Genomic DNA, 23,800 nt, shown 5'->3' on the forward strand with positions numbered 1-23,800 from the left:
GCCCGTCAGCCGAGCCGCGCCGCCAGCGCGCGCACGCGCTGCATAAAACGCGCCGGGTGCTCGACCGCGCTCAGGTGCGCGCTGTCGTCCCACACCTCGAGCCCGGCGCCGGCGATGCGCTGCGCAATGTCGCGCGCCATCGCCGGCGGTGTGCCCTGGTCGTGCGCGCCCGCGATCACGAACGTCGGGCACGCGATGGCGCCGAGCGCGTCGAGCCAGTCGACGCCCGCCACCGCGTGGCAGGCCGCGACGTAACCCTGCGCGTCGCAGCGCAGCAGCGTCGCGCGCAGCGCCACGGCGGCCTGCGGGTGCGCCGCGCGGAACGCCGGCGTCAGCCAGCGCTCGATCGCCGCGTCGGCCACCGCAGCGAGGCCGCGGGCCTCGACCTCGGCGATGCGTTGACGCCACACCGGCAGCGCGTCGGCCGGGTATCGCGCCGCGGTGTTGGCCAGCAGCAGCGCGCGCACGCGGTCGGGGTGGCGCAGCGCCAGCCCCTGCGCGACCATGCCGCCCATCGACAAGCCGACGAACAGCACGCCGCCGCGGCCCCAGTCGTCGACGACGCGCGCCGCGTCGTCGGCGAGCTGCTCCATCGTGTACGGCCCCGCCGGCACCGCCGAGCCGCCGTGGCCGCGGTGGTCGACACACAGCACCGGGTGCGCGTCGGCGAGCTCGTCGGCCACCGCGTCCCACATCGACGCGTCGAGCCCGAGCGCGTGCGCCAGCAGCACCGGCACGCCGCGGCCACCGCGCTCGTACAGGCGAGCGTGCAGCGCCGGCGCCGAGCGGCTGGTCCAGGTCTCGAAGTCGGCCACCGCCGCCCCCTTGCTCAGGGCGCCGCCGCGCGGCGTCGCCGCTCGACCAGCCGGCGCAGGTTGCCCAGCGACACCTGGTGCAGCGTGATCAGCGCCAGCACGCCGCTGCGGTGCAGCTCGACGACGGTCGCGTCGTCGAGCGCGGCGAAGCGCTGCTCGTCGACCGCGAGGAAGCCGTCGACGCCGAGCTTGCTGCCGTCGGGCAGCGTCGCGTCGAAGCGCATGTCGCGCAGCAGGTCGAGCGCGAGCAGGCGCTCGCAGAACACGCGCGTGCGCTGCGTCTCGCCTTCGAGCCGGTCGAGCAGTGCGTGCATCTCGCGCAGCCTCGGCCCTTCCTGACCGTCGGCGTCGAACAGCGGCAGGCCTTCGGTGTCGGAGAAGCCGGCCCAGGCACGGTCGATGCACAGCACGCGACGCTGCGCGTCGACCTGGGCGGTGGCGAACGGGTAGGCGCGCAGCTGCGCCGGCATGTAGTCGGCGCACCAGCGCGTGCCCTCGACGAACAGGTTCTCGCCCTGCGCGAGCCCGAACACCGCCACCGGCGCGACCAGCGGCCGGCCGCCGGACTCGTCCTTGCCGGCGCGCACGAACACCAGCGGGAACTCCTTGCACAGGTCGGCGAACTCGACGGCGGCGACGAAGTACGCGTTCAGCCCAGCGGCCACCGACCAGTCGGGTGCGCCGGGGCGGATCTTCAGCGCGCGGTGGGCCTCGCGGTCGAGCGCCACCGGCTGGCGGTGCAGCGCGGGATGGATCACGTCGTTTCTCCCGGGGGGGGCGGTGGCAGCGGACTGACCATGACCTTGTCGACGCGCTTGCCGTCCATGTCGACGATCTCGAAGCGCCAGCCCTGCCACTCGACCTGGTCGGCGACCTGCGGCAGCCGCCCGAGCAGCAGCATGATCATGCCGGCCAGCGTGTTGTAGCGCCCGCGCTCCTCGTCGGGCAGGTTGCGCAGCTGCAGCCGGTCCTTCAGTTCGGGCACCGGGATCAGCCCGTCGAGCAGCCAGCTGCCGTCGTCGCGCTGCACCGCCCAGGCCTCCTCCTCGTCGCCGGCGGCGGGGGTGAACTCGCCGGTGATCGCCTCGAGCAGGTCGCGCACCGTGACCACGCCCTGCACGGCGCCGTACTCGTCGACGACGAACACCAGTTCGGCGCCCGAGAGCTTGAAGTGCTCGAGCAGCTCCATGCCGGACAGGGTCTCGGGCACGAACACCGGGGGCTCGAGCTGGTCGGCCAGCGACAGCGGCTGGCCGTGCACCATCTGACGCAGCAGGCGCTGCGACGAGACCACGCCGAGCACGTCGTCGAGGCCGCCGCGACACACCGGGTAGCGCGAGTGCGCGCCCTCGTCGAGCACGCGGCGGACCTCCTCGGCGTCGGCGGTCGCGTCGATCCACACGATCTCGGCGCGCGGGATCATCATCGAGCCGATCTGGCGCTCGTCGAGCAGGAACACGTTGCGCACCATGCGGTGCTCCTGCGCCTCGATCACCCCGGCGCCCACGCCCTCCTCGAGCTGCGCGGCGATCTCCTCCTCGGTGACGCTGGCCCCGGGCGCGTTGCCGCTGATGCCCAGCAGCCGCAGCACGCCGTGCGTCGACGTCGACAGCAGGTGCACGAAGGGTTTGGTCGCGGTCGACAGCCACAGCATCGGTCGCGCCACCAGCCGCGCGACGGCCTCCGGGTACATCTGGCCCAGCCGCTTGGGCACCAGTTCGCCGAACACGATCGTGCAGTAGGTGATCAGCACGATGACGCCGGCGGTGGCGACGATCTGCGCGACCTGTTCGGACCAGCCGTAGGTGGTGCCGAGCCAGGCCGCCAGCGGCTGCGCGAACGCGGCCTCGCCGACGATGCCGTTGAGCAGGCCGATCGAGGTGATGCCGACCTGCACCGTCGACAGCCAGCGCGTGGGGTCGTCGTGCAGCGCCATCGCGGCGCGCGCCCCGCCGTCGCCGGTTTCGACCATCACCTGCAGCCGGGCCTTGCGTGCCGCCGTCAGCCCCATCTCGGCCATCGCGAAGGCGCCGTTGAGCAGAATCAGGAAGACCAGTAACGCCGTGTCCATCGAGGACCCGGCCGTGGTCGTGCCGGGTGCGGTTGCGCAGCGTGCAAGGGTAGCAGACGCCACCGGCGCCCCGGCGCGCGCCGGCACAATGCGCCGATGCACTACCTGATCGGCGACCTGCAGGGCTGCGACGACGCCTTCGCGCGGCTGCTCGCCGAGATCGGCTTCTCGCCTTCGCGCGACCGCCTGCACCTGCTCGGCGACCTGGTCAACCGCGGCCCCGCGTCGCTGGCGGTGCTGCAGCGCCTCGAACGCCTGGGCGGCAGCGCGGTCGCGCTGCTGGGCAACCACGACCTGCACCTGCTCGCGGTGGCGCACGGCGTGCGCCCCGAACACCGCAGCGACACGCTGCGCGACATCCTGGCGCACCCGCGGCGCGACGCCTGGATCGAGCAGCTGCGCCGGCTGCCGCTGGCCGACACCGCGCACGGCTGGTTGCTCGTGCATGCCGGCGTCGCGCCGCAGTGGGACGCGTCGCAGGCGCTGGCGCTGGCGCGCGAGGTCGAGACCCTGCTGCGCGGCCCCGACCTGCCCGGGTTCCTGCGGGTCATGTACGGCAACGAGCCGGCGCGCTGGCGCGACGACCTGCAAGGCGTCGACCGCTGGCGCTGCGCGATCAACGTGTTCACGCGCATCCGCTTCGTCGACGCCGACGGCACGCTCGACTTCAGGGTCAAGGAGGGCGCCGCCGCGGCGCCGCCGGGGCTGGTGCCGTGGTACGACGCACCCCGGCGGCGCAGCGCCGGCGCGCCGATCGCGTTCGGCCACTGGAGCACGCTGGGTCTGCTCGAGCGGCCGGACCTGCTCGCGCTCGACACCGGCTGCGTGTGGGGCGGCCAGCTCACCGCGGTGCGCGTCGACGGCGGCCGCCGCGAGGTGACCCAGGTGGCCTGCGCGCAGTCAGCGGTGCCGGGATGACGACGTGCACGGGACGCACCGGGGCCCGGGCGGCGCTACAGTGCGTCGTCGACGACGGAAGCGTGGCCGAGTGGTTGAAGGCACCGGTCTTGAAAACCGGCAACGGGCAACCGTTCGTGGGTTCGAATCCCACCGCTTCCGCCAGCGCTGAATGACCGACACGCACGCCGATCGCTTCGACCTCGCCATCGTCGGCGCCGGCATCGCGGGCGCGTCGGTCGCGTTTTTCGCCAGCGCGCACGCGCGGGTGCTGCTGCTCGAGGGCGAGGCACAGCCGGGCCACCACAGCACCGGGCGCTCGGCGGCGATGTTCATGGAGAGCTACGGCCCGCCGCAGGTGCGCGCGCTGACGCGCGCCAGCCGCGACTTCCTCGAGCACCCGCCGGCGGGCTTCTGCGACGTGCCGCTGCTGCACCCGCGCGGCGCGCTGTACGTGGCCGGCGCCGCGCACGTGGCCGAGGCCCGCGCGCTGCACGACGCGCTGCGCCGCGACGGCTGCCCGGCGCAGTGGCTCGACGCCGCGCAGGCGATCACCCGCGTGCCGGTGCTGCGCCCCGAGGCCAGCGCCGCCGCGGTGTTCGACCCGCTGGCCGCCGACCTCGACGTCGACGCGCTGCACCAGGGCTTCCTGCGCGGTGCGCGCGCGCACGGCGCGCGGCTCGTGTGCGGCGCGCCGGTCGACGCACTGCAGCGCGACGCCGGTGGCTGGCGCATCGACACCGGCGCGCACCGCTGGCACGCGAGCGTCGTCGTCGACGCCGCCGGCGCCTGGGTCGACGAGGTCGCGGCGCTGGCCGGCGTCGCGCCGATCGGCATCGAGCCGCGCCGCCGCACCGCGTTCGTGTTCGCGCCGCCCGACGGCGTCGATGCGCGCGGCTGGCCCTGCGTCGCCGCGGTCGACGAGGGCTGGTACTTCAAGCCCGACGCCGGGCTGCTGCTCGGCTCGCCGGCCAACGCCGACCCCGTCGCGCCGCACGACGTCCTGCCCGAGGAGCTCGACGTCGCGCTGGGCATCCACCGCATCGAGCAGGCGACGACGCTGACGATCCGCCGCCCGCGCCGCACCTGGGCCGGGCTGCGCTCGTTCGTCGCCGACGGCGAACCGGTCGGCGGCTTCGACCCGCTCGCGCCCGGCTTCTTCTGGGTCGCCGCGCTGGGCGGCTACGGCATCCAGACCGCCGCCGCGATGGGCGCCACCTGCGCCGCGCTGCTCACCGGCCGGCCGCTGCCCGACGCCGTCGTGCGCGAGGGCATCGACGCGCACGCGCTGCGCGTGCGCCGCGCCTGAGCTGCGCCGGCGGCGCCCGCGACGACCCGCCGACATCCAGGCCGGCGCGCCGGGCCGGGGCGCCGCGGGGTCAGGCCGTGCAAGTGCGGTTCTTGCCGGTGCGCTTGGCCTCGTAGAGCGCCTCGTCGGCGCGCTCGAGCGCCGCGTCGATCGGCTCGCCCGGCACCCAGGCGGTGACGCCGGCCGAGAAGGTCACGAACACCTCGCGACCTTCGTGCAGGAACAGGCTGGCCGTGAGCGCGCGCTGCAGCCGCGTCAGCACCTGCTGTGCCTCGCCGACGGCGGTCCCCGGCAGCAGCACGACGAACTCCTCGCCACCCCAGCGCCCGAGCGTGTCGGCCGGGCGCAGCGCGTCGCGCACGCGCGCGGCCAGCGACTTCAGCGCCACGTCGCCGGCCGCGTGCCCCAGCGTGTCGTTGAGCTTCTTGAAGTTGTCGATGTCCAGCAACCCGATCGCCAGCGGCGCGGGCGCACCGTCGGCGTCGGCGCGCTGCGCGCGCGAGCGCTCGACGTCGAAGGCGCGCAGCAGCCCGCGGCGGTTCGCCACCTCGGTCAGCGCGTCGGTCGACACTTCGTCGGACAGGCGGCGCAGCTCGTCTTCGAGGGCGCGCACGCGCTGCTCGAGCTCGAGCGCGCGTGCGTGCTCGCCGGCCAGCCGCTCGCGCGCCGCGTGCACGCCGTCGCGCACCTCGCGGTTGTCGGCCAGCATCTGCTGCACCAGGCCGGCGAGCTGGTCGATCGAGTCGGCCTCGCGGATGCGCGCCTCGTACTGCCCGAGCCGTTCGCCGTAGCCGCCGGTGCGCGCGTCGACGTCGCCGAGCTGCGCGAGCAGGCTGGCGACCAGCGCGCGCAGCGCGTCGCGCGCGCGGTCGCGCTCGGCGCGCAGCTGCTGCTGGCGCGCCCGCGTGTGCGCCAGCAGCTCGGCGGCGGCCTTGACGCCGCGCACCGACACGCCCGCGTCCAGCCGCGCCTCGAGCGCACGCACCTGCCCCTGCGCCCAGCTCGCGTCCTCGGCCAGGTCGGCCAGCCCGGCGGTCAGCTCGCGGCACAGCGCGGCGAGCTGGTCGACCAGATGGTGCCGGTGGCCCAGCCAGCGTCGCGCGCGCTCGCAGGCGTCGCCGATGCGTGCGACCAGCCCCGGATCGGCACCGTCGCGCGCCACCGCGTCGGCCAGCTGCGCCAGTTCGTCGGCCAGTGCCAAGGCGCGGGTATCGTCGCCGGGCAGCGCCGCGCGCAGCGTGCGCCCGAGGTGGTCGGCCAGCGCCGGCCACGCGGCGGCCGGCGTCGCGTCGGCCGCCGCCGCGGTCGTGCCCGTCGACGGCGCGCCACCCGGCTCGGCAACGGCGGGCGGCGCATCGGCGGGCGCGTCGAGCCCGGTGTCGACGAAGTCGGCCGCCGCGTCGTGCTCCCACTGCGCGAGCAGCTGCTGCAGCCGCTGCTGCAGTCGCTGCGCGTCGCTGCGGCTGCCGTCGAGCACGCGCTGCAGGCTGTCCTTGCGCCGCGCCTGAGTCCAGTGACGCCCGCCGCGCTCGACGCCGCGCGCGACGCGCGCGATCAGCGCCGCCCACGCGGGACCCGGGTCGTCGAGCGCGTCGAGCTGGCGCTGCGCGTCGTCCCAGCGCGCGGCGAGCAGGCTGGCCAGCAACTCGCTTCGGCGTGCGGGGTCGTCGACGGCGCGCTGCAGCAGCGTCTCGAACACGCCGCGCGCCCGCGGCGGCAGCGCCGTGCCGGCACCGCCCTCGTCGGCCCAGGCGCGCGCGAAGTTCTCGGGGGTCGGCTCGAGATGCTGCTGCGCCAGCCTGCGCAGCGCGGCCTTGGCGATCTGCGCCGGCGTGTCGGCCATCGGCGCCGGTCAGCGCGGCCGTGCGGGCGGCGTCCCGGGGCAGCGCCGGCCCGCCCCGAGTGGCCGCGGCGCCCACGAGCGGCGCGCTGGGCCCAGCCCGGCCCCGGGGCCGCTCACAGGAAGCGCCCGCCGGCGGCGCGTGCAGCGTCGGCGGCGTCGATCTCGAGCGCGCTGCCCAGCTGCGGCACGCGGCGCGGCAGCACGGCGGAGCGCAGCCACTGTTCGAGCTCGGCCGCCGGCACCGGGCGGCTGAACTGGTAGCCCTGCATCAGCGCGCAGCCCAGGCGGTGCAGCTCGTCGAGCTGGCGCAGCGACTCGACGCCCTCGGCGATCACGCGCAGCCCCAGCGCGCGCGCCAGCGCGATGATCGCCGCGACCACCGCCGCGCCCTTCGGCGCGACGCCGAGCTCGCGCACGAAGGCCTTGTCGATCTTCACTTCCGAGATCGGCAGCGTGCCCAGGTAGGCCAGCGACGAGTAGCCGGTGCCGAAGTCGTCGACCGAGACCTCGATGCCGACCTCGGTGAGGCGGTGCAGCGACGGGATCACGTCCTGCAGGTTCTTCATCAGGCTGTTCTCGGTGATCTCGAGCAGCAGCGACGATGGCGCGATGCCGTAGTGGCCGAGCGCGTCGTGGATGCGCTCGACGAGGTCGCTGCGTTCGAAGATGCGCGCCGGCATGTTCACCGCGATCGACAGCGTGTGGCCCAGGCCCAGCTCCCAGGCCTTGACCTGGCGCGCCGCCTCGCGCAGCAGCCACTCGGACATCGGCACGATCAGCCCGGTCTCCTCGGCCAGCGGGATGAAGTCGGCCGGCGGCACCAGCGCGTTGCCGCGCTGCCAGCGCATCAGCGCCTCGACGCCGACGACGCGCGCAGCGCGCACGTCGACCTTGGGCTGGTAGTGCAGCACCAGTTCGTCGCGCTCGATGGCCTTGTGCAGCGCGCTCTCGAGTTCGAGGCGCTCGCGCCCGCGGCCCATCAGCAGCGGGCTGTACACCGCGGCCGCGTTCTTGCCCTGGTCCTTCACCGCGTACATCGCGACGTCGGAGTTGCGCATCAGGTCGGCGACGTCGAAGCCGTCGCGCGGGTACATCGCGATGCCGATGCTCGCGGTGACCACCCACTCGCCGCCACCGACGAAGATCGGCTCGCGCATCACGTCGAGCATGCGCTGCGCGACGCGCTCGGCGTCGCGCTGGTCGCCGACCTCGGGCAGCAGCGCGACGAACTCGTCGCCGCCGAGCCGGCCCACCGCCTCGAGCTTGCGGTGCCACGCCGGGCCGACCGCCTCGACCGCGCCTTCCATCACCTGGTCGCTGTGGCGCACGCAGCCGCGCAGGCGGCGCGCGACCTCGATGAGCAGCTCGTCGCCGGCGGTGTGGCCGAGCGTGTCGTTGATGTTCTTGAAGCGGTCGAGGTCGATCAGCAGCAGCGCCACCTGGTGGCCCATGCGGCGCGCATGCTGCAGCGCGCGCTCGGTGCGCCAGATCAGCTGGTGGCGGTTGGGCAGGCCGGTGAGCGGGTCGAAGTTGGCGAGCCGTCGGATGTGGTCCTCGGCAGCGCGGCGGTCGGTGACGTCCTGCACGATGCCGGTGTAGCCGATGCCCTGGCCGTGCTCGTTGTACTCGGGTTCGGCCTCGGCGTGGATGATGCGCTGGCGCCCGTCGGGCAGCGTCACCGCGACGTCGGTGGCGAGCACCGAGCTGTGCGCCAGCACGCCGCGCAACAGCCGCACCAGGCTGCGGCGCTCGTCGCCGGGCACCATGCGCAGCAGCGCGTGCAGCCCCAGCCGCTCGCCCGGCCCGAAGCCGAACACGCGCAGGCCCTCGGGCGACATCACCAGCGTGCCGCCGGGGCCGTCGGGCAGGCGCCGCCAGTCGAAGCTGCCCATGCGCGCCAGGTCCTGCGCGCGCCCCAGCCTGGCCTTGCTGCGCTCGAGCTCGAGGCGCAGCCGCGACGCGCGCAGCAGGTAACGCAGCCGCCCGGCGAGCAGGCTCCACTGCGTGCTCTTGACGAAGAAGTCGGTCGCACCGGCGCTGTACGCGCGGTTGATCGAGGCCTCATCGTCGAGCCCGGTGAGCATCAGCACCGGGATGTTCTCGAAGGCCGGCAGCGAGCGCAGCGTCTCGCAGGTGGCGAAGCCGTCCATGCCCGGCATCAGCGCGTCGAGCACGATGACGTCCGGGGCCAGCCCCGGCAGCATGCGCATCGCCCGCTCGCCGCTGGCAGCCTCGGTGATCTGGAACCCGTGGTCGCGCAGCGCGGCCGCGGTGAGCATCAGGTTGACCTCGTCGTCGTCGACGAGCAGCACCCTCGGTGGCTCGGGCGCGTCGTCGTCGAGGAGCGGGCTGAGGGTCGTCATGAAGGGTCGCCGCCGACGTGCCCGGCCAGGGCGAGCAGGTGGCGCATCTGCGCAACCATAGCATCCAGCGGTGGGTCGATCGGACGCGGGTCGCCGTCGCGCACCCAGCGCTCGACCTCCTCGCAGTGCTGCGCCAGTTCGAGCGCCCCGACGCTGCGCGACGACGACTTCAGCTTGTGCGCGACGCCGCGCAGCGCGGCACGGTCGGCGTCGACGCGCGCGCGCTCGACCTGCCCGAGCTCCTGACGCAGCGACGCGACGAAGGTGTCGAGCACGCGCTGCAGCAGGCCATGGCGGCCGTCGGGGTCGAGCTCGCGCAGCCGCCGCACGCTGTCGGCATCGAGCGCATCGAGCAACGCGGACGGTTCGGGGGCGGGTCGCGGAGGGTTCATGCGGTGCGAAGGCCCCGGCACGGCGGGGCAGAGGACACGGTGGCGCGGCGCCCCCCGGGCCCGGCCGGCGGACTGCCGGGCGCGGGGCGGCAAGCATGCGGCGTGCCGCGGCGGCCGTCAAGGCGCGCCGCACCGGCGGTCGCAGCCGGTGCATGCCAGGTCGGCGTCGGATCGGTCATCGGTTCAGGTCGGCTTGCGACAGGCCATTGCGGCTCTTCGGCCGAAGCGTCGCGCACTTGAGGCACGGCGGGCGCGCACCGGAGGTGCCGGAGCGAGCGCTGCATACAATGCCCCGCATGCAACCGGGCGGCGACACAGGCGGCGCAGCGATCCCGCGCCCCGCGCGCCGCGAGCCCCCCCGCCGGCCGATGCTCGACGGCGCGAGGCCGCCCGCGGGGGTCGCCGGCGCCGCCCTCGTGTGCGCCTTCCCACCTGCGGCGCAGGCCGCGACGCCCCCCCCCACCGGCGCCGCCGCCCTCGCCGCGCTGCTGTTGGTCGCCGTGCTCGCCGCGGCCGCCGGCGCGCTGTGGATGCGCCAGCGCACCTGGAGCGCGCTGTACGCGGCGCGCCGCGACGCGCAGGCCTTGTCGGCGCTGGTCGACGCGTGCCGCTGGACCAGCGACGCGCACCACCGGGTGCAGGCCTGGCAGGCTGGCGCAGGCGTCGCCGTGCCGGCCTGGGCCGAGGCCTGGTGCGGCCAGCCGCTGTGGGACGGTCTGGAGAGCGCCGACGCGCAGGTCGACCTGCGCACCGCGCTCGAGTCGCGCGGTGCGATCGCCGCGCTGCCGGTGCGTCCGCGCGGCGGCGACCCGGCGCTGCAGTGGACGCTGCGCGCCTGGCCACAGCTCGACGCCGACGGTCGCTTCGCCGGCCACCTGGGCACGCTGGCCCCGCGCGCCGCGACGGTGCCGGCGGCGGTCGGCGACGATGCGGCGCTCGACGCGCTGCTGCAGGCCTGCCCCGGCCCGGTGTGGCTCGCGATGCACGACCCGGCGCTGCCGGGTCTGCGCGTGCGCCACTGCAACGACGCCGCGCTGCGCCTGGCCGGCGGCCAGGCCACGCCGACATGGGCCGAGCTGGTCGCCGCGCTGCCCGGCGAGCTGCCGGCGGCGCTCGAACGCGCGCAGGCCGATGCGCAGGGCAGCGCCACGCAGGGCCGCTGGCGCGTGCGGCTGCAGCGGTTCGCCTCCGACGGCCGCGACGGCCGGCTGCTCGCGCTGTGGCCGGCCGCCGACGACGACGCCGCGGTGAACGAGCGCGAGACCTTCAGCTACGCGGTGTCGCACGACCTGCGCGCGCCGATCCGCGTCGTCGAGGGCTTCACGCGCATCCTCAAGGAAGACTACGGACACCAGCTCGACCGCATCGGCAACGACCACCTCGACCGCGTGCTCGGCGCCGCGGCGCGCATGAACCACATGATCGACACGCTGCTGGCGCTGGCGCGCATCGCCAGCCAGCCGCTGTCGCGCCAGCCGGTGAACCTGTCGCAGCTCGCCGGCTTCGTCGTCGACGACCTGCGGCGCAACTTCCCGACCCCCCCGGCCGACGTGACGATCGAGCCGGGCATGGTCGTGCAGGGCGACCCGACGCTGCTGCGCATGGCGCTCGAGAACCTGCTGGGCAACGCGTGGAAGTACAGCGCGCGCCGGGCGAGGCGCGTGATCGCCTTCGAGCGCGCGCGGCACGAAGGCGCCGACGCCTTCGTCGTGCGCGACAACGGCGCCGGCTTCGACATGCGCTTCGCCGACCGCCTGTTCGGCGTGTTCCAGCGCCTGCACAGCGCCTCGGAGTTCCCCGGCACCGGCATCGGGCTGGCCTCGGTCAAGCGCATCGTGCTGCGCCACGGCGGGCGCATCTGGGCCGACGGCGAGGTCGACCGCGGCGCGAGCTTCCACTTCACGCTCGACGGCTGACCCTGCTCTCGCGGGAACGCCGCGCCGCCCCATCGTGCGTCGACGCTGGCGAGGCGCAGGCCGTGGGTAGCGCGCGCCCCGTCGTGCACGCCGGGAAGGGGCCGGGGGCCTCCCGGCCCGGGCAGCGCTCAGGACGCGCGCCCCGGCGCCGCGAGCAGTTCGACCGCCTCGACGATGCGCTCGGCCTGCGCCGCCAGCGGACGCTGCTCGGCCTCGGCCTGCGCGCGCAGCCGCGCCAGCGCGTCGGCACGCGGCAGCGAGAAGCGGTGCATCAGCACGCCCACGGCGATCCACACCGCGTCGGGCGGCGCCTCGGCCGCGGCGGGCGGCGGCGCGGACTCGGCGGCCGGCCGCAGGCGCGCGAACGCCGCCTCGACGGTGGGAACGATCTGCCCGATGTCCAGCGGCTTGACCAGGTACGCCACCGCGCCCAGCGCCTTGACCTGCGCCACCGTGGCGTCGTCGGAGAACGCCGACAGGAACATGAACGGCACCTTGCGCTCGCGCAGGTAGGCCGCGACGTCGAAGCCGCTCTTGCCTTCCATGCGGATGTCCAGCAGCGCCATGTCGGGGCGGTGTTCGCGCGCCAGCAGGATCGCGTCGTCGCCGTTGTCGGCGTCGATCACGTCGTAACCGGCCTTCGCCAGGCCGTGCGTCACGGTGGCCAGCACCAGCCGGTCGTCGTCGACGACCAGGATCTTGCCTTTGGGCGGGGCCGGCGACGCGGGCATGCGCGGCATTCTGCTACAAGGGCTCGAGCCGCCGCACCACCGGCGGCGCCAGCGTCACGCACGCGTGCACCTCGTCGCCGACGGCCTCGATCGCCAGCGACGCGTGCCGCCGCGGCAGCAGCGCGCGCACCAGCGCCAGTCCCGAGACGCCGCCGCGCACGCGCATCAGGTCGAATCCCGGCGCCAGCGTGCCGCGGTTGGCGATGCGGATCTCCACGCCGGCCTCGCCGCCGCGCAGCGTGCAGCGCACCGCGTCGGCCGCGCCGTGCTTGGCGGCGTTGGTCAGCAGTTCGTTGACCGTCAGCGCGATCGGGATCGACTCGGCCTCGGGCAGCGCCCAGCGGTGCAGCGCATCGCCGTGCACCTCGACGCCGATCGGGTGGCCGAACATGCGTTGCACCGACGCCGCGATCGCCTCGAGCACGCTGTGCACGCGCAGCGGCCCGCTGGCGCCGACCTGCAGCCCGTAGACCTGCGCGATCGCCTGCACCTGGCCCACCGCCTCCTTGATCACCGCAGCCACCTCGGGGCGGCGCTCGGCGATCTGCTGCATCAGCCCGGCGACGCCCTGCAGGTTGTTCTTGATGCGGTGGTGCACCTCGCGCACCAGCATGTCGCGCTGCGCCGCCTCGGCGACGCGCTGCTCGGTGACGTCGCTGGCCACCAGCAGCAGCTGCCCCGCGTCGCCGTCGCCGCCGGCGGGCAGCGGCACGTAGCGCGCGTCCCAGATGCGCTGCGGGGCGCCGTCGTCGCCCGGGCGGCGGTACTCGCGCTGCGTCACCTCGTGCGTGCCCAGCGCCTGCTGCAGGTCGGCGCGCAGCTGCGCGGCGTCGTCGTCGCCGCCGAACAGCCGGTCGATGCGCTGGTGCGGCGCGGCGTCGAGCGCGCAGCCGATGAACGTGGCGGCGCGCTGGTTGAGCTGCAGGACGCGCAGCGACGGCGCGTCGACGAGCGCGATGGCCATCGGCGCGGTCTCGATGATGCGCTCGAGCGAGGCCTGGGCCTGCGCGATGCGCAGCTCGGCCTGGCGGCGGCGCTCGATGTCGAGCAGCGCGAAGGTCAGCTCGCGCCCGGTGGCCACGACGTTGCCGACGACCCAGAAGGTGCGCCCGTCGCGCGCCTGCAGCCGGCACTCGAAGGTCTCCGACTGCCCTTCGGCGAGGACGGCCATCCAGTCGTCGCGGCGCAGCGGGTGATCGGCCTCGGGCGTCGCCACGGTGGCGATCGGCACGCCGATGAAGTCGGCCAGCTCGGCGCCGAACATGCGCCGCGCCGACCGGTTCATCCAGTCGATGCCGCCGTTGCGCACGGTGACGATGCCCACCAGCACCGAATCGAGGATCGCGCGCGTGCGTTCGGCCTGGCGGCGCAGCCGCTGCGCCGCCTGCTCCTGCTCGGTGACGTCGAGCGTGACCAGCGACAGCGTGCGCCGCCCGCTGGCCAGCCGGCCGGGCTCGACGCGCGTGAGCAGCCAGCGCAGCCCGAGCTCGGGGTGGCGCACCGCGTAGCGCACCTGCGCGCGTTCGCCCGACTTCAGCGCGCGCTGCAGCCGGTCGTACTCGGGCAGCGACTCGGGGTCGACGAGCTCGCGCGAGATCGCCTGCACGCCGGCGGTCGCCGACGGCGCCGATGCCGTCGCGCCGCCGGCCAGCCGCGGCGCGGCGCTGCGCAGCCAGCCGCGCGACTCCTCGAACGTGGCCACGCCGATGCCGGCGGCGTCCATCAGCGCGCCGACCTCGAGCTGCGCGAGGTCGCGGTCGTCCTCGGCGCTGCGATCCTCGACCACCGCGAGCACGCGCCGACGTCCGGGCTGCGGCTCGATCGCGCGCAGCCGGGCGACGAGGCGCCGGCGGCTGCCGTCGGGCAGCGCCAGCGTCGCATGGCGTTCGACGATGCCCGCCCCAACCGCGGCGCCGCCGTCCCAGCCGAGCAGTTCGCGCAGCGGCGCGTCGGCGTCGGCCATCGTCACCGGCACGCGGCCGACGAGGGCCTCGAACGCCGGGTTGCAACGCACCAGCAGCCCTTCGTCGTCGACCATCACCATGCCCACCGGGCTCAGGTCGAACCACTGCAGCAGCTCGTCGACCGCGTGGCCGCCGGGTGCGCCCGCCGCGGCGTCGGCCAGCGGCCGCGCGAGCAGCGACCACAGTCCGCCCGGCAGGCGCGCCAGCTCGAGGGTGACGACGCGCGCGTCGGCCAGCCGCGCGATCTGCGTGACCGGTTGCGGCGGCGCGGTGCCTCGCAGGCGGTGCAACCAGGCCAGCGTGTCGGCGCCGATCGCCGCGCCGAGGTCGTCGAGCGCGCGCGCGTCGCGCACGCCGAACAGCCGTCGCGCGGCGCGGTTCGCGTGGTGGACCTGGCCGCGACTGTCGAACACCAGCACCGCGTCGGCGACGGCATCGAGCAGCGCGACCAGGCTGGCGGCGTTGAGGCGTGACGGAACGGCGGCGAGGTTCATCGGGTCGGCGGGGCGCGGCCAGTGTACGCAGGTGCACGCCGCGGCCAAGGCCACGCGCGACGCCGGTGGTGACCAGGTGTTGCGCCCCGGGACGGCCCGGCCCGCACGGGGGTCGGGCCGGGCTCAGCCCCGGCCCCGGCCCCGGGGGGTGGTCAGCCGAGCGTGCGCGCGTTCGCCAGCGCGCGCAGCAGCGCGGCGTTGACCTCGCCGACGCTCATCATCAGCCGCTCGGCGATCTCGCGCAGGTCGAACATCGAGGCGCTCTCGACGGCCTGCACCAGCTCCAGGTACGGCTGGTACGGGCCTTCGGAGTCGACCAGCGCCTGCGACACCGCCGCCGGCACCGGGATCGACTTCAGCAGCTCGGCAAAGGGCTGGCGCATCATCTTGTCGAGCAGCGAGAACACGCCGCAGATGAAGGCCTCGTCGCGCAGCTGCGGGTCGGACTGGCCGTTGCCGCTGGCGCGCACGAGCTCCTCCATCAGCAGCCCGCGGCGCAGCGCGGCGAACATCACCGGCTTCATGTTCGCCTCCTTGCTCGCCTGCGCCAGCAGCAGCGCGAGCCAGCGCTTCAGGCGCTGGTAGCCGAGCATCATGATGGCGTGGCGGAACGAAGCGATCTCGACGCGCAGCCCGAACGCCGGCGAGTTGATGTAGCGCAGCAGCTTGAAGCCCAGCGTCGGGTCGAGCTTGATCACCGCGTCGAGACGGTCGACCGGCTCCTCCTTGTCGACGCGGCGGATCAGCTCGACGACGGTCTGCAGGTCCGAGCGCGCGCCGGCCTTCGGGTCGGCGGCCGGCAGCGGGTCGTCGAGCGGCCAGCCGAGCACCGCCTGCGCGCCGCGCTGGAACGCCGCCTCGACCTCGGCGGCGCTGCGGATGCCCGACTGCACGAAGCCGATCGAGCGCGTCACGCCCGGCGGCGGCGTCGCGTCGGTGCGGCGCTCCTCGGCGACGTCGACGATCGCCGCGCTGAAGCACGGCAGCACCTCGCGCGGCAGCTCGGCGCGCGGGCGGCCCTGCAGCATGAGCGTGTTGCCATGCCGGTGCAGTGCGACGATGGCCTCGGTGTGCGCCGGGTCGACGGCCATGAACGCCGGCACCTCGACCATCACGTTGGCCGCCGGCTGCGCGAGCATCAGGTCGTGCAGCAGCGTCTCGCTGGCCACGTTCAGCGCCAGCGCGCCGGCGTCGGCGGGCCAGGCCTCGGCCAGCGCCTCGAGCAGCGGCGCCGGCGGCACCTTGGCGTCGGCGCGCGCCGGGAACACCGTCAGCCTCGTCGCGGTGACGTCGCGCTGGCGGTCGATCATCGGCGCGTAACCCAGCGCCACCTGACCCAGGATCGAAGCTTCGTTCATCGTCGCGGCCTTCAGCCGTTCAGGTACTGGAACAGCGACAGCCGCTGCACCGTCGCATAGGTCTTCAGCGCCGCCTCGTAGCCGGTCTGCTGGTTCTGGAAGTCGGCGATCGCCTGCACCATGTCGAGGTCCTCGGCGTGGCTGCGTTCGGTCTGCCCGTGCAGCCGGCTCGCCGCGACGCGGTCCTCGGCGGCGTCGGCGCGGTTGAGCACCTCGCCGACCGCGGCGCGCAGGCGCTGCAGCGCCCCCATCGACGCGTCGAGGTCGCGCAAGCCGCGCTGCACGGTCTGCATCACCTGCGCGTTGGAGCGCAGCGGCGTGTCGAGCTCGGCGATCGCGCGGTCGAGCAGGTCGAACACGTTGAGCTCGGGTGCCGAGGCGCGCACGGTGAACGCGTCGCCCGCCGCCGGCGTGCCGGCGATCTTGAGTGCCATGCCGTCGACCTCGATCGCCTGCGCGCCGGGGTACGGCACGTCGACGTGACCGGCCAGCGGCGCGCCGTCGCGCCACACGGTGTAGGTCGCACCGCCGGCGCCGAACACGATCTCGTAGTCGGCGCCGGTCAGCGCCGACGGATCGGTGACGCTGCCGGCGTCGATCCACGCGGTGGCGCTCGCCGGTTCGCCGACGCCGGTGACGAAGCTGCCGTTGCCGCTGCGCGCGCGTGTCCACGCGTTCTCGCCGTCGACGCTCAGCGGCAGCGGTTCGGCGGCCGCGGTCGCGGTGCCGCCGCCGCTGCCGCGGTAGGTCACGCCGCCGGGGGCGTCGACGAACGGCGCCTGGGCCGCCCCCTGTCCGGCGAACAGGAAGCCGTGCGAGCCGTCGTCGCGGTTGGCCACCACCAGCAGCTGCGCGCGCAGGCTCTCGAGCTTGCGCGCCAGCCCGGCGCGCTCGCCGTCGGAGTAGCTGGCGTTGCCCGCCGCGACCAGCGTCTCGCGCGCCTGCTGCAGCAGCTCGGCGGCGTCGCCGAGCGCCGACTCGGTCAGCGTCATCGCGTTGCGGCTGGCCTCGAGCGCGCGCTGGTCGGCGTCGGCACGCGCGACCTGTGCCAGCGCGCGTTCGGCGCGCGCCGCGGCGCCGGGGTCGTCGCTGGCGCGCTGCACGCGCTTGCCGCTGGTCAGCCGCAGCTGCGCCTCGGCGAGGTCCTGCTGGCGACGCTGCAGCTGCTCGACGCCGGCGTTGAAGGTGTAGGCGGTGGTCACGCGCATCGGTCAGTCTCCGGTTCAGCGCGCCGCGGTCGACAGCAGCGTGTCGAACACCTGCTGCGCGACTTGCAGCACCTTGGCCGCGGCCTGGTAGCTCTGCTGGAACTGGATCAGCCGCGCGGCCTCCTCGTCGAGGTTGACGCCCGACCGCGACGCACGCAGTTCCTCGGCCGCGGCTTTCACGCCGGCCGAGATCTCGGCCGCGGTGCGCGCGCCCTGCACGCGCACGCCGACGCCGGCCATGACGCCGGCGTAGGCGTCGGTGATCGTCTCGCCGCCGCTGCCGTCGGCGCGGCGGCCGACGAGCGTCTCGTCGCGCAGCGCCGCCAGCGCCAGCGCGTTGCCGTTGTGTGTCGCCGGGAACGCGGTCGGCGCCACGTCGAACACGTCACCCGCTGCCGGCACACCGTTGAGCTGGAGCGCGAACTCGCCGATCGCCAGCGGCTGGCCAGGCGTCCAGGTGCCGCTGCCGCTGGTGGCGCCGCGTGTCCAGGTGTAGGCGACGCCGTCGACGGTGGCCGGCGGTGCGGCCGGCACGACGGCGCCGAACGTGATCTGCACCGCGTCGGCCGAGGCCAGCGGCGCGGTCATCGTCAGCGCGCCGACGCTGGCGGTGCCACCGTTGGCGGCACCGGCGACCGCCGTCAGTGGCGACGCCGCGGCGATGCCGCGCGGGTCGTCGAGCGCACGCCGCATGCCGAGCGCGGCACGCGCCACCGGCTGCAGCAGGAAGCGGTCGCCCGCGGCTGCGACGCCGCTGCGCTGCAGCGTGATGCCCAGCGCGTCGATCGCGACGCCGGCGGCGAGGTCCGCGTCGCTGAAGCCGTAGGGCCCGCCCGGCGGCGTGCCGCCGTCGGTGCGCGTGAGCTGCCACGCGGCGCCGTCGTAGCGCAGCTCGTACTCCTCGGCGCGCACCTGCGCCGCGCGGTGCACCTGGACGCCGACCGTCGCGTTGCCGCCGTTGGTCGACGCGGCGAGCGCGCGCGGGTCGCCGACGGCGAACAGCGCCGCGCCGGCCGCGCCGTTCAGGTCCAGCCCGAGCGCGTTCTGCGCGTTGACACGCGACGCCAGCGCCGTGGCCATCTGACCCAGCGCGTTGCGCGCCGCCACCAGGTCGTCGTTCTGGAAACGCAGCAGCCCGGCGATCGAGCCGCCGGTGAGCAGGTCGGCCGACAGCGGCAGCACGCCGCCGGCCTCGACCATGCCGATCGCCGCGCGCGACGGGTCCATCGCGTGGGGCGTGACGGTCAGCGACTGAGCCTGGTTGCCGAGCACCAGCCGCTGGCCGCCGGCGATGAACACGCCCAGCGTGCCGTCGTCGGCCGGGATCGTGCTCACGGTGATGAACTCGCCGAGCTCGCGCACCAGCCGGTCGCGCTGGTCGAGCAGGTCGTTCGGCGCGTGCCCCAGGCCCTGCACCTTGGCGATCTGCTGGTTCACGTCGGCGATGCGCTGCGCCAGGTCGTTGACACCGGCCACCGCGTGTTTCAGGTCCTGCGTGACGCCGGCCTGCAGGCTGTCGAGCTGGCCGCCGGCCAGCGCGAAGCGCGACGCCAGCTCCTGCGCGCGCGCCAGCACGACCTCGCGCGCCGGCAGGTCCTGCGGCCGGCTCGCCAGGTCGGCGATCGTGTTGAGGAACTGGCCGGCGGCGTAGCCGATGCCGCGCTCGCCGGTGGGGAAGACCTGCTCGAGGCGCACCAGCTGGTCGTGGCGCGCGCGGTCCATCGCCGCCAGCGAGGTCGCGGCGGCGGCCTCGCGCGTGAGGAACTCGTCGTGCGCGCGCCGCACCGTGGCCACGTCGACGCCCTTGCCGAAGAACCCGGCGCCGGTGAACTGGCCCGCCGCGGTGGCCAGCTCGGCGCTTTGCCGCGAGTAGCCGTCGACGCTGGCGTTGGCGATGTTCTGGCCGGTGACCTGCAGCTGCGCGAACGCGGCGAACATCGCACGCGTGCCCAGCGTCATCAGGGCGGAGGTCATGGCGGCGTTCTCCTCAGGCGGTGCGCGCGCGCTGCAGGCGCAGCGTGGTGTCGATGACACGCGCGAGCTTGTCGGCGTAGGCCGGGTCGGTCGCGTAGCCGGCGCGCTGCAGCCCCTGCGCGAACCCCTGCGCCGTCTTCGACTGCTCGAGCACCTTCGCGTAACGCGGGCTCGAGGTCATCAGCCGCGCGTAGTCGGCGAAGGCCGCGTCGGCGCTGGCGTAGGCGCGGAACTTCGCCTTGACCTTGCGCGCGACGCCGCCGATGACCTCGGTCGTCGTGACCTCGGTCACCGGCCCCTTCCAGTTCGCCGTGGCCTTGATGCCGAACAGGTTGTGCGACGGCGTGCCGTCGGCCAGGCGGATGTCGCGCCGGCCCCAGCCGGTCTCCAGCGCGGCCTGCGCCAGCATGAAGCTCGCGGGGATGCCGGTGGCCGCCTCGGCGGCCTTCGCGGCGCGTTCGTGCGTCGCGACGAAGTCCTTCGCGCCGCCGCCGTGCGCGATGCGCGGCCAGCCGCGGTGCGGCGCGGCGGCCGGCGCGGGCTCGCCCGCCGGGGTGCGCGCCGCGGCCGCTGGCGCCGCGCCCCCCGTCGGCTGCGACGTTGCCGCCTTCGCGTCGACGGCCGGCAGGCCCATCTGGCGCGACAGCTGGCGCGCGATGGCGTCGGCCAGCCCGCCGCGCTGCCCGCTCATCTGCTGCGCGTACTGCGCGTCGAGCATCTCGGTGCCCAGTTCGCTGGCTTCGTTGTCGAGCAGCCCCGACGCCGCGGTGGCCTGGCGCATGCTCTTCAGCAGCTCCTGCATGAACAGCGACTCGAACTGCCGCGCCACCGCGTTCACGGCCGCCTGCGGGTCGCGCGCGGCGAGCGTGCGCAGTGCGTCGACCGAGCGCGTGTCGGCGGCGAGTCCGGGCAGCGGGGCGACGGCCATCGTTCAGATCACCTCGATCTCGGCGTTCAGCGCGCCGGCGGCCTGCATCGCCTGCAGGATCGCCAGCAGATCCTGCGGCGTCGCGCCGAGCAGGTTCAGCGCCTTGACCACGTCGGCCAGCCGGGTGCCCGCGGGCATCTGCACCAGCGCACCGCCCTGCTGGCTGATCGCGATGTCGGACTTCTGCGCGACCACCGTGTCGCCGCGGCCGAACGGCGCCGGCTGGCTGACCACCGGCGTCGAGCTGATCGTCACCGACAGGCTGCCGTGCGCCACCGCGCAGGCGCCCAGCGTCACCGACTCGTTCATCACCACCGACCCGGTGCGCGCGTTGAGCACCACCTTGGCCGCCGGGCGCGCCAGCTCGAGCGGCAGGTTCTCGACGTCGGCGAGGAAGGCCACGCGTGCACCGGGGTCGGCCGGCGCGCGCACGCGCACCACGCGCCCGTCGAGCGCGGTCGCGGTGCCATCGCCCTTGGCGCGGTTGATCGCGTCGGCCACCGCGCGCGCGGTGGCGAAGTCGGCGGCGTTGAGGTCCAGCTGCAGCGTGTCGCCGGCGCCCAGCGGCGTGGGCACGCTGCGCTCGACGGTGGCGCCCTGCGGGATGCGCCCGGCGCTGAGGTGGTTGATCTGCACCTTCGAGCCGCCGGCGGCGGCGCCGGCGCCGCCGACCACCAGGCTGCCCTGCGCCAGCGCGTAGATCTGGCCGTCGGCGCCCTTGAGCGGCGTGGCCACGAGCATGCCGCCGCGCAGGCTCTTCGCGTTGCCCAGCGACGAGACGGTGACGTCGATCGGCTGGCCCGGCTGCGCGAACGGCGGCAGGCTGGCGGTGACCATCACCGCGGCGACGTTCTTCGGCTGCAGCGCCATGCCCGGCGGCACCGCCACGCCCATCTGCTGCAGCATCGCCGCCAGGCTCTGCGCGGTGTACGGGGTCTGCGTGGCCTGGTCGCCGGTGCCGTCGAGGCCGACCACCAGCCCGTAGCCGACCAGCTGGTTCGCGCGCACGCCCTGCACCGCGGCGAGGTCCTTGATGCGCGCCGCGTGCGACGGCGCGGGCCACCACAGCGCGGCGCTGGCGGCGAGCGCGGCGAACACCACCGCGGCGCGCAGCAGCCGCTCGACGGCGCGTTGGCGAAGGCGGGGCGACAGCGGCATCGGCGACTCCATCGGCGCGTCCATCAGATGGGCAGCACGCTGAGGAAAAAGCGTGCCAGCCAGCCGATGACCTGCGCGTCGGCCTGCTGGCCGCGGCTCTTCTGTTCGAGGCGCACGTTGGCCACCTGCGTGCTCGGCACCGTGTTGCCGGGGCGGATCGCGCGCGGGTCGACCTGGCCCGAGAAGCGCAGCACGTCGACGTTGGCGTTGACGCCGATCTGCTTCTCGCCGGCGATCAGCAGGTGGCCGTTGGGCAGCACGCCGGTGACCACCGCGGTGATCGTGCCGCTGAAGTTGTTGCTGCTCTGCGTCTCGCCCTTGCCGGCGAAGCTGTTGCTGCTGCTGCCCTCGGCCGACGCGCGGCGCAGCACTTTGCCGGCGTTGACGCCGGGCAGCGCGGTGATGCCGGCCTCGATGCTGCCGCTCTTGTCGACCGAGCTGGTCGAGCTGGCGCTGGCGCTGATGCGCTCGACGATGACCACGTTGAGCGAGTCGCCGGGCACGCGGGCGCGGTGGTCCTCGAACAGCGGCCGGTACGCGGCGCTCTGGTAGATCGCACCCGGCGTGGCCGCCGGCGCCGCCGGCGCGGGCGCGACGGCGACCGGCGGCGGGACCGGCGCGACGTCGACCTGCGGCTGCAGCCACGCGCAGCCGGCCAGCGACGCCGCCAGCACGAGCGCGGACAGGCGGCGCGTGCGCATCGCCGTCACAGCTGCGCCAGACGCTGCAGCATCTGGTCGGAGGTCTGGATCGCCTTCGAGTTCAGCTCGTAGGCGCGCTGCGTCTGGATCATCGCGACGAGCTCCTCGACGACGTTGACGTTGCTCGTCTCGACGAAACCCTGCTGCAGCTGGCCCAGCCCGTCGGCGCCGGGCTCGCCGGCGTTGGGCGCACCCGACGCGGCGGTCTCGCCGAACAGGTTGCCGCCCAGCGGATCGAGGCCGGCCGGGTTGACGAAGCTCGCCAGCTGCAACTGGCCGAGCACCTGCGGCTGCGCCTGCCCGGGCACCGACGCGCTGACCGTGCCGTCGGCGGCGATGGTCAGCGACTGCGCGTTCGGCGGCACCGTGATGCCGGGCTGCACCAGCTCGCCGTTGTTCGTGACCAGCTGGCCGTTGGCGTCGACCTGGAACGCGCCGTCGCGCGTGTACGCGGTGCTGCCGTCGGCGCGCTGCACCTGGAAGAAGCCCTGGCCCTTGATCGCCAGATCCAGGTTGTTGCCGGTCTGCTGCAGGTTGCCCTGCGTGAAGGTGCGCGACGTGGCCACCGGGCGCACGCCCAGCCCCACCTGCAGCCCGGTGGGCAGCATCCCCTGCTCGCCGCTGGCCGCGCCGGCCTGGCGCAGGTTCTGGTAGATCAGGTCCTCGAACACCACGTGGCCCTTCTTGAAGCCGTTGGTGCCGACGTTGGCGAGGTTGTGCGAGATCGTGTCCAGCTGCGTCTGCTGGGCCTCCATGCCGGTCTTCGAAATCCACAACGAACGGATCATGCGCACGCTCCCGAGGGTGTGCGGCGATGATCCGCGCAAGCCGCCCCGGCCTTTAGCCGGAATTGCGGCGGGTTTCGGGGGTGGTTCGGGCGTTGCGGCGCACCGGCGGGTCGCGGGCGGGCGCTGCCGCTCGCGCGGCGCCGACTTCCTGCGCCGCCGCCGCCGCGGGTGCAGCGGCGCGAACTCCCCTGCGCGCACCGGGCACCGGGACAATCGGCGCATGAACGGACCGCCGAACACGACGCCACCGTCGGCCGCGCCCGCCGGCTGGTACGAACGGCATCTGCTGCCGTGGCTGGTCGACCTGGCCTGCGGCGTCGCGCCGGTGCGCCGCCAGCGGATGCGGGTCGTGCCGCGCGCGCGGGGCCGCGTGCTCGAGGTGGGCATCGGCACCGGGTTGAACGTGCCGCTGTACGACCGCTCGCGCGTCGAGTCGGTCACCGGCGTCGACCCGGCGCTGCGCATGCACCGGCTGGCGCGTCGGCGCATCGAGGCCAGCGGGCTCGAGGTGCACCTGATCGGCGTATCGGCCGAGACGCTGCCGGTCGAAGCGGCCAGCTTCGACACCGTCGTCTGCACCTTCACGCTGTGCACCATCGCCGACCCGCTGGCCGCACTGCGCGAGATGCGCCGCGTGCTGCGGCCCGGCGGGCGGCTGCTGTTCGCCGAGCATGGGCTGGCGCCCGGTGCCGGCGTGGCCGCGTGGCAGCGGCGGCTGAACCCGCTGTGGAGCCCGCTGGCCGGTGGCTGCCGGCTCGATCGCGACATCCCGGCGCTGCTGCGCGCCGCGGGCTGGCGCGCCGAGGTGCAATCGCAATACCTGCCCGGCCCACGCGTCGTTTCATACCACTACTGGGGCGAGGCGATCGCCGACTGACCGTGGCGCGCCC

At 74.9% G+C, this 23,800-nt stretch carries 19 protein-coding genes and 1 tRNA gene; 5 read left to right on the forward strand and 15 right to left on the reverse strand.

Annotated features, from left to right (window positions below; genetic code table 11):
• Nucleotides 1–5: 5 nt before the first annotated feature.
• From pcaD to PKC53_RS01915, 3 genes are read right to left on the reverse strand one after another with little or no spacing between them, the layout of a single operon-like run.
• Nucleotides 6–815: a 3-oxoadipate enol-lactonase gene (gene pcaD, locus PKC53_RS01905; protein WP_324425732.1), complete on the reverse strand. Its 810-nt coding sequence runs from the start codon at nucleotides 813–815 to the stop codon at nucleotides 6–8.
• A gap of 14 nt (nucleotides 816–829) precedes the next feature.
• A complete protein-coding gene (locus tag PKC53_RS01910; RefSeq protein WP_324425734.1) occupies nucleotides 830–1,573 on the reverse strand; it encodes a SapC family protein in 744 nt (247 codons plus the stop codon).
• Nucleotides 1,570–2,886, reverse strand: coding sequence for a hemolysin family protein (locus tag PKC53_RS01915; RefSeq protein WP_324425736.1), 1,317 nt, complete (start codon nucleotides 2,884–2,886; stop codon nucleotides 1,570–1,572). Before PKC53_RS01915 ends, PKC53_RS01910 begins: the two co-directional genes overlap by 4 nt.
• A gap of 96 nt (nucleotides 2,887–2,982) precedes the next feature.
• Here PKC53_RS01915 and PKC53_RS01920 point away from each other — a divergent pair, with 96 nt between their 5' ends.
• From PKC53_RS01920 to PKC53_RS01930, 3 genes are all read left to right on the forward strand, one after another.
• On the forward strand, nucleotides 2,983–3,804 hold the full coding sequence (locus PKC53_RS01920; RefSeq protein ID WP_324425738.1) for a symmetrical bis(5'-nucleosyl)-tetraphosphatase: 822 nt from the start codon (nucleotides 2,983–2,985) through the stop codon (nucleotides 3,802–3,804).
• A 56-nt stretch (nucleotides 3,805–3,860) separates the two neighbouring features.
• A tRNA-Ser gene (locus PKC53_RS01925) sits at nucleotides 3,861–3,948 on the forward strand.
• Nucleotides 3,949–3,955: 7 nt separating this feature from the next.
• Nucleotides 3,956–5,092, forward strand: coding sequence for an FAD-dependent oxidoreductase (locus PKC53_RS01930; protein WP_324425740.1), 1,137 nt, complete (start codon nucleotides 3,956–3,958; stop codon nucleotides 5,090–5,092).
• A gap of 70 nt (nucleotides 5,093–5,162) precedes the next feature.
• Here the strand turns inward: PKC53_RS01930 and PKC53_RS01935 are convergent, their stop codons facing one another.
• The 3 genes from PKC53_RS01935 to PKC53_RS01945 all read right to left on the reverse strand — a co-directional run bounded on the left by PKC53_RS01935 (nucleotide 5,163) and on the right by PKC53_RS01945 (nucleotide 9,690).
• Nucleotides 5,163–6,935: a diguanylate cyclase gene (locus PKC53_RS01935; protein WP_324425743.1), complete on the reverse strand. Its 1,773-nt coding sequence runs from the start codon at nucleotides 6,933–6,935 to the stop codon at nucleotides 5,163–5,165.
• 113 nt (nucleotides 6,936–7,048) lie between these two features.
• Nucleotides 7,049–9,298 (reverse strand): EAL domain-containing protein, encoded by a 2,250-nt coding sequence (locus PKC53_RS01940; RefSeq protein ID WP_324425745.1) that lies wholly within the window; start codon nucleotides 9,296–9,298, stop codon nucleotides 7,049–7,051.
• Complete coding sequence (locus PKC53_RS01945) at nucleotides 9,295–9,690, reverse strand: Hpt domain-containing protein (protein ID WP_324425747.1); 396 nt, start codon at nucleotides 9,688–9,690, stop codon at nucleotides 9,295–9,297. The genes PKC53_RS01940 and PKC53_RS01945 overlap by 4 nt, the downstream gene beginning before the upstream one ends.
• A gap of 416 nt (nucleotides 9,691–10,106) precedes the next feature.
• On the opposite strand from PKC53_RS01945, the gene PKC53_RS01950 reads away from it, so the two are divergent.
• Complete coding sequence (locus tag PKC53_RS01950; protein ID WP_324425749.1) at nucleotides 10,107–11,606, forward strand: ATP-binding protein; 1,500 nt, start codon at nucleotides 10,107–10,109, stop codon at nucleotides 11,604–11,606.
• A gap of 128 nt (nucleotides 11,607–11,734) precedes the next feature.
• Here the strand turns inward: PKC53_RS01950 and PKC53_RS01955 are convergent, their stop codons facing one another.
• From PKC53_RS01955 to flgG, 9 genes are all read right to left on the reverse strand, one after another.
• Nucleotides 11,735–12,337, reverse strand: a complete 603-nt coding sequence (locus tag PKC53_RS01955) for a response regulator (protein WP_324425751.1) — start codon at nucleotides 12,335–12,337, stop codon at nucleotides 11,735–11,737.
• Nucleotides 12,338–12,350: 13 nt separating this feature from the next.
• Complete coding sequence (locus PKC53_RS01960; protein ID WP_324425753.1) at nucleotides 12,351–14,795, reverse strand: PAS domain-containing protein; 2,445 nt, start codon at nucleotides 14,793–14,795, stop codon at nucleotides 12,351–12,353.
• 152 nt (nucleotides 14,796–14,947) lie between these two features.
• The gene (locus tag PKC53_RS01965) at nucleotides 14,948–16,153 is read right to left on the reverse strand and encodes an HDOD domain-containing protein (RefSeq protein WP_324425755.1); all 1,206 of its coding nucleotides are present in this window, start codon (nucleotides 16,151–16,153) and stop codon (nucleotides 14,948–14,950) included.
• An 11-nt stretch (nucleotides 16,154–16,164) separates the two neighbouring features.
• Nucleotides 16,165–17,361 carry a flagellar hook-associated protein FlgL gene (flgL, locus tag PKC53_RS01970; RefSeq protein WP_324425757.1) on the reverse strand — a complete coding sequence of 399 codons (1,197 nt, stop codon included), beginning with the start codon at nucleotides 17,359–17,361 and terminating at the stop codon, nucleotides 16,165–16,167.
• A 15-nt stretch (nucleotides 17,362–17,376) separates the two neighbouring features.
• Nucleotides 17,377–19,335, reverse strand: coding sequence for a flagellar hook-associated protein FlgK (flgK, locus tag PKC53_RS01975; protein ID WP_324425759.1), 1,959 nt, complete (start codon nucleotides 19,333–19,335; stop codon nucleotides 17,377–17,379).
• 13 nt (nucleotides 19,336–19,348) lie between these two features.
• A complete protein-coding gene (gene flgJ / locus PKC53_RS01980) occupies nucleotides 19,349–20,263 on the reverse strand; it encodes a flagellar assembly peptidoglycan hydrolase FlgJ (protein WP_324425761.1) in 915 nt (304 codons plus the stop codon).
• Nucleotides 20,264–20,266: 3 nt separating this feature from the next.
• Nucleotides 20,267–21,421: a flagellar basal body P-ring protein FlgI gene (locus PKC53_RS01985; RefSeq protein WP_324425763.1), complete on the reverse strand. Its 1,155-nt coding sequence runs from the start codon at nucleotides 21,419–21,421 to the stop codon at nucleotides 20,267–20,269.
• Between the two features lie 23 nt (nucleotides 21,422–21,444).
• On the reverse strand, nucleotides 21,445–22,122 hold the full coding sequence (locus tag PKC53_RS01990) for a flagellar basal body L-ring protein FlgH (protein WP_324425765.1): 678 nt from the start codon (nucleotides 22,120–22,122) through the stop codon (nucleotides 21,445–21,447).
• A gap of 5 nt (nucleotides 22,123–22,127) precedes the next feature.
• A complete protein-coding gene (gene flgG / locus PKC53_RS01995; protein ID WP_324425767.1) occupies nucleotides 22,128–22,910 on the reverse strand; it encodes a flagellar basal-body rod protein FlgG in 783 nt (260 codons plus the stop codon).
• Between the two features lie 220 nt (nucleotides 22,911–23,130).
• On the opposite strand from flgG, the gene PKC53_RS02000 reads away from it, so the two are divergent.
• Nucleotides 23,131–23,787: a class I SAM-dependent methyltransferase gene (locus tag PKC53_RS02000; protein ID WP_324425769.1), complete on the forward strand. Its 657-nt coding sequence runs from the start codon at nucleotides 23,131–23,133 to the stop codon at nucleotides 23,785–23,787.
• Nucleotides 23,788–23,800: the final 13 nt, after the last annotated feature.

The organism is Azohydromonas sp. (assembly GCF_035325925.1).
GTDB lineage: Bacteria > Pseudomonadota > Gammaproteobacteria > Burkholderiales > Burkholderiaceae_C > Calidifontimicrobium.

Excerpts from the sequence above, each read along its gene's own strand:
- PKC53_RS01915 (WP_324425736.1), bottom strand. The coding sequence starts at position 2,886 with ATGGACACGGCGTTACTGGTCTTCCTGATTCTGCTCAACGGCGCCTTC.
- PKC53_RS01920 (WP_324425738.1), top strand. The coding sequence starts at position 2,983 with ATGCACTACCTGATCGGCGACCTGCAGGGCTGCGACGACGCCTTCGCG.
- PKC53_RS01930 (WP_324425740.1), top strand. The coding sequence starts at position 3,956 with ATGACCGACACGCACGCCGATCGCTTCGACCTCGCCATCGTCGGCGCC.
- PKC53_RS01935 (WP_324425743.1), bottom strand. The coding sequence starts at position 6,935 with ATGGCCGACACGCCGGCGCAGATCGCCAAGGCCGCGCTGCGCAGGCTG.
- PKC53_RS01940 (WP_324425745.1), bottom strand. The coding sequence starts at position 9,298 with ATGACGACCCTCAGCCCGCTCCTCGACGACGACGCGCCCGAGCCACCG.
- PKC53_RS01945 (WP_324425747.1), bottom strand. The coding sequence starts at position 9,690 with ATGAACCCTCCGCGACCCGCCCCCGAACCGTCCGCGTTGCTCGATGCG.
- PKC53_RS01955 (WP_324425751.1), bottom strand. The coding sequence starts at position 12,337 with ATGCCCGCGTCGCCGGCCCCGCCCAAAGGCAAGATCCTGGTCGTCGAC.
- PKC53_RS01960 (WP_324425753.1), bottom strand. The coding sequence starts at position 14,795 with ATGAACCTCGCCGCCGTTCCGTCACGCCTCAACGCCGCCAGCCTGGTC.
- PKC53_RS01965 (WP_324425755.1), bottom strand. The coding sequence starts at position 16,153 with ATGAACGAAGCTTCGATCCTGGGTCAGGTGGCGCTGGGTTACGCGCCG.
- flgL (WP_324425757.1), bottom strand. The coding sequence starts at position 17,361 with ATGCGCGTGACCACCGCCTACACCTTCAACGCCGGCGTCGAGCAGCTG.
- flgK (WP_324425759.1), bottom strand. The coding sequence starts at position 19,335 with ATGACCTCCGCCCTGATGACGCTGGGCACGCGTGCGATGTTCGCCGCG.
- flgJ (WP_324425761.1), bottom strand. The coding sequence starts at position 20,263 with ATGGCCGTCGCCCCGCTGCCCGGACTCGCCGCCGACACGCGCTCGGTC.
- PKC53_RS01985 (WP_324425763.1), bottom strand. The coding sequence starts at position 21,421 with ATGCCGCTGTCGCCCCGCCTTCGCCAACGCGCCGTCGAGCGGCTGCTG.
- PKC53_RS01990 (WP_324425765.1), bottom strand. The coding sequence starts at position 22,122 with ATGCGCACGCGCCGCCTGTCCGCGCTCGTGCTGGCGGCGTCGCTGGCC.
- flgG (WP_324425767.1), bottom strand. The coding sequence starts at position 22,910 with ATGATCCGTTCGTTGTGGATTTCGAAGACCGGCATGGAGGCCCAGCAG.
- PKC53_RS02000 (WP_324425769.1), top strand. The coding sequence starts at position 23,131 with ATGAACGGACCGCCGAACACGACGCCACCGTCGGCCGCGCCCGCCGGC.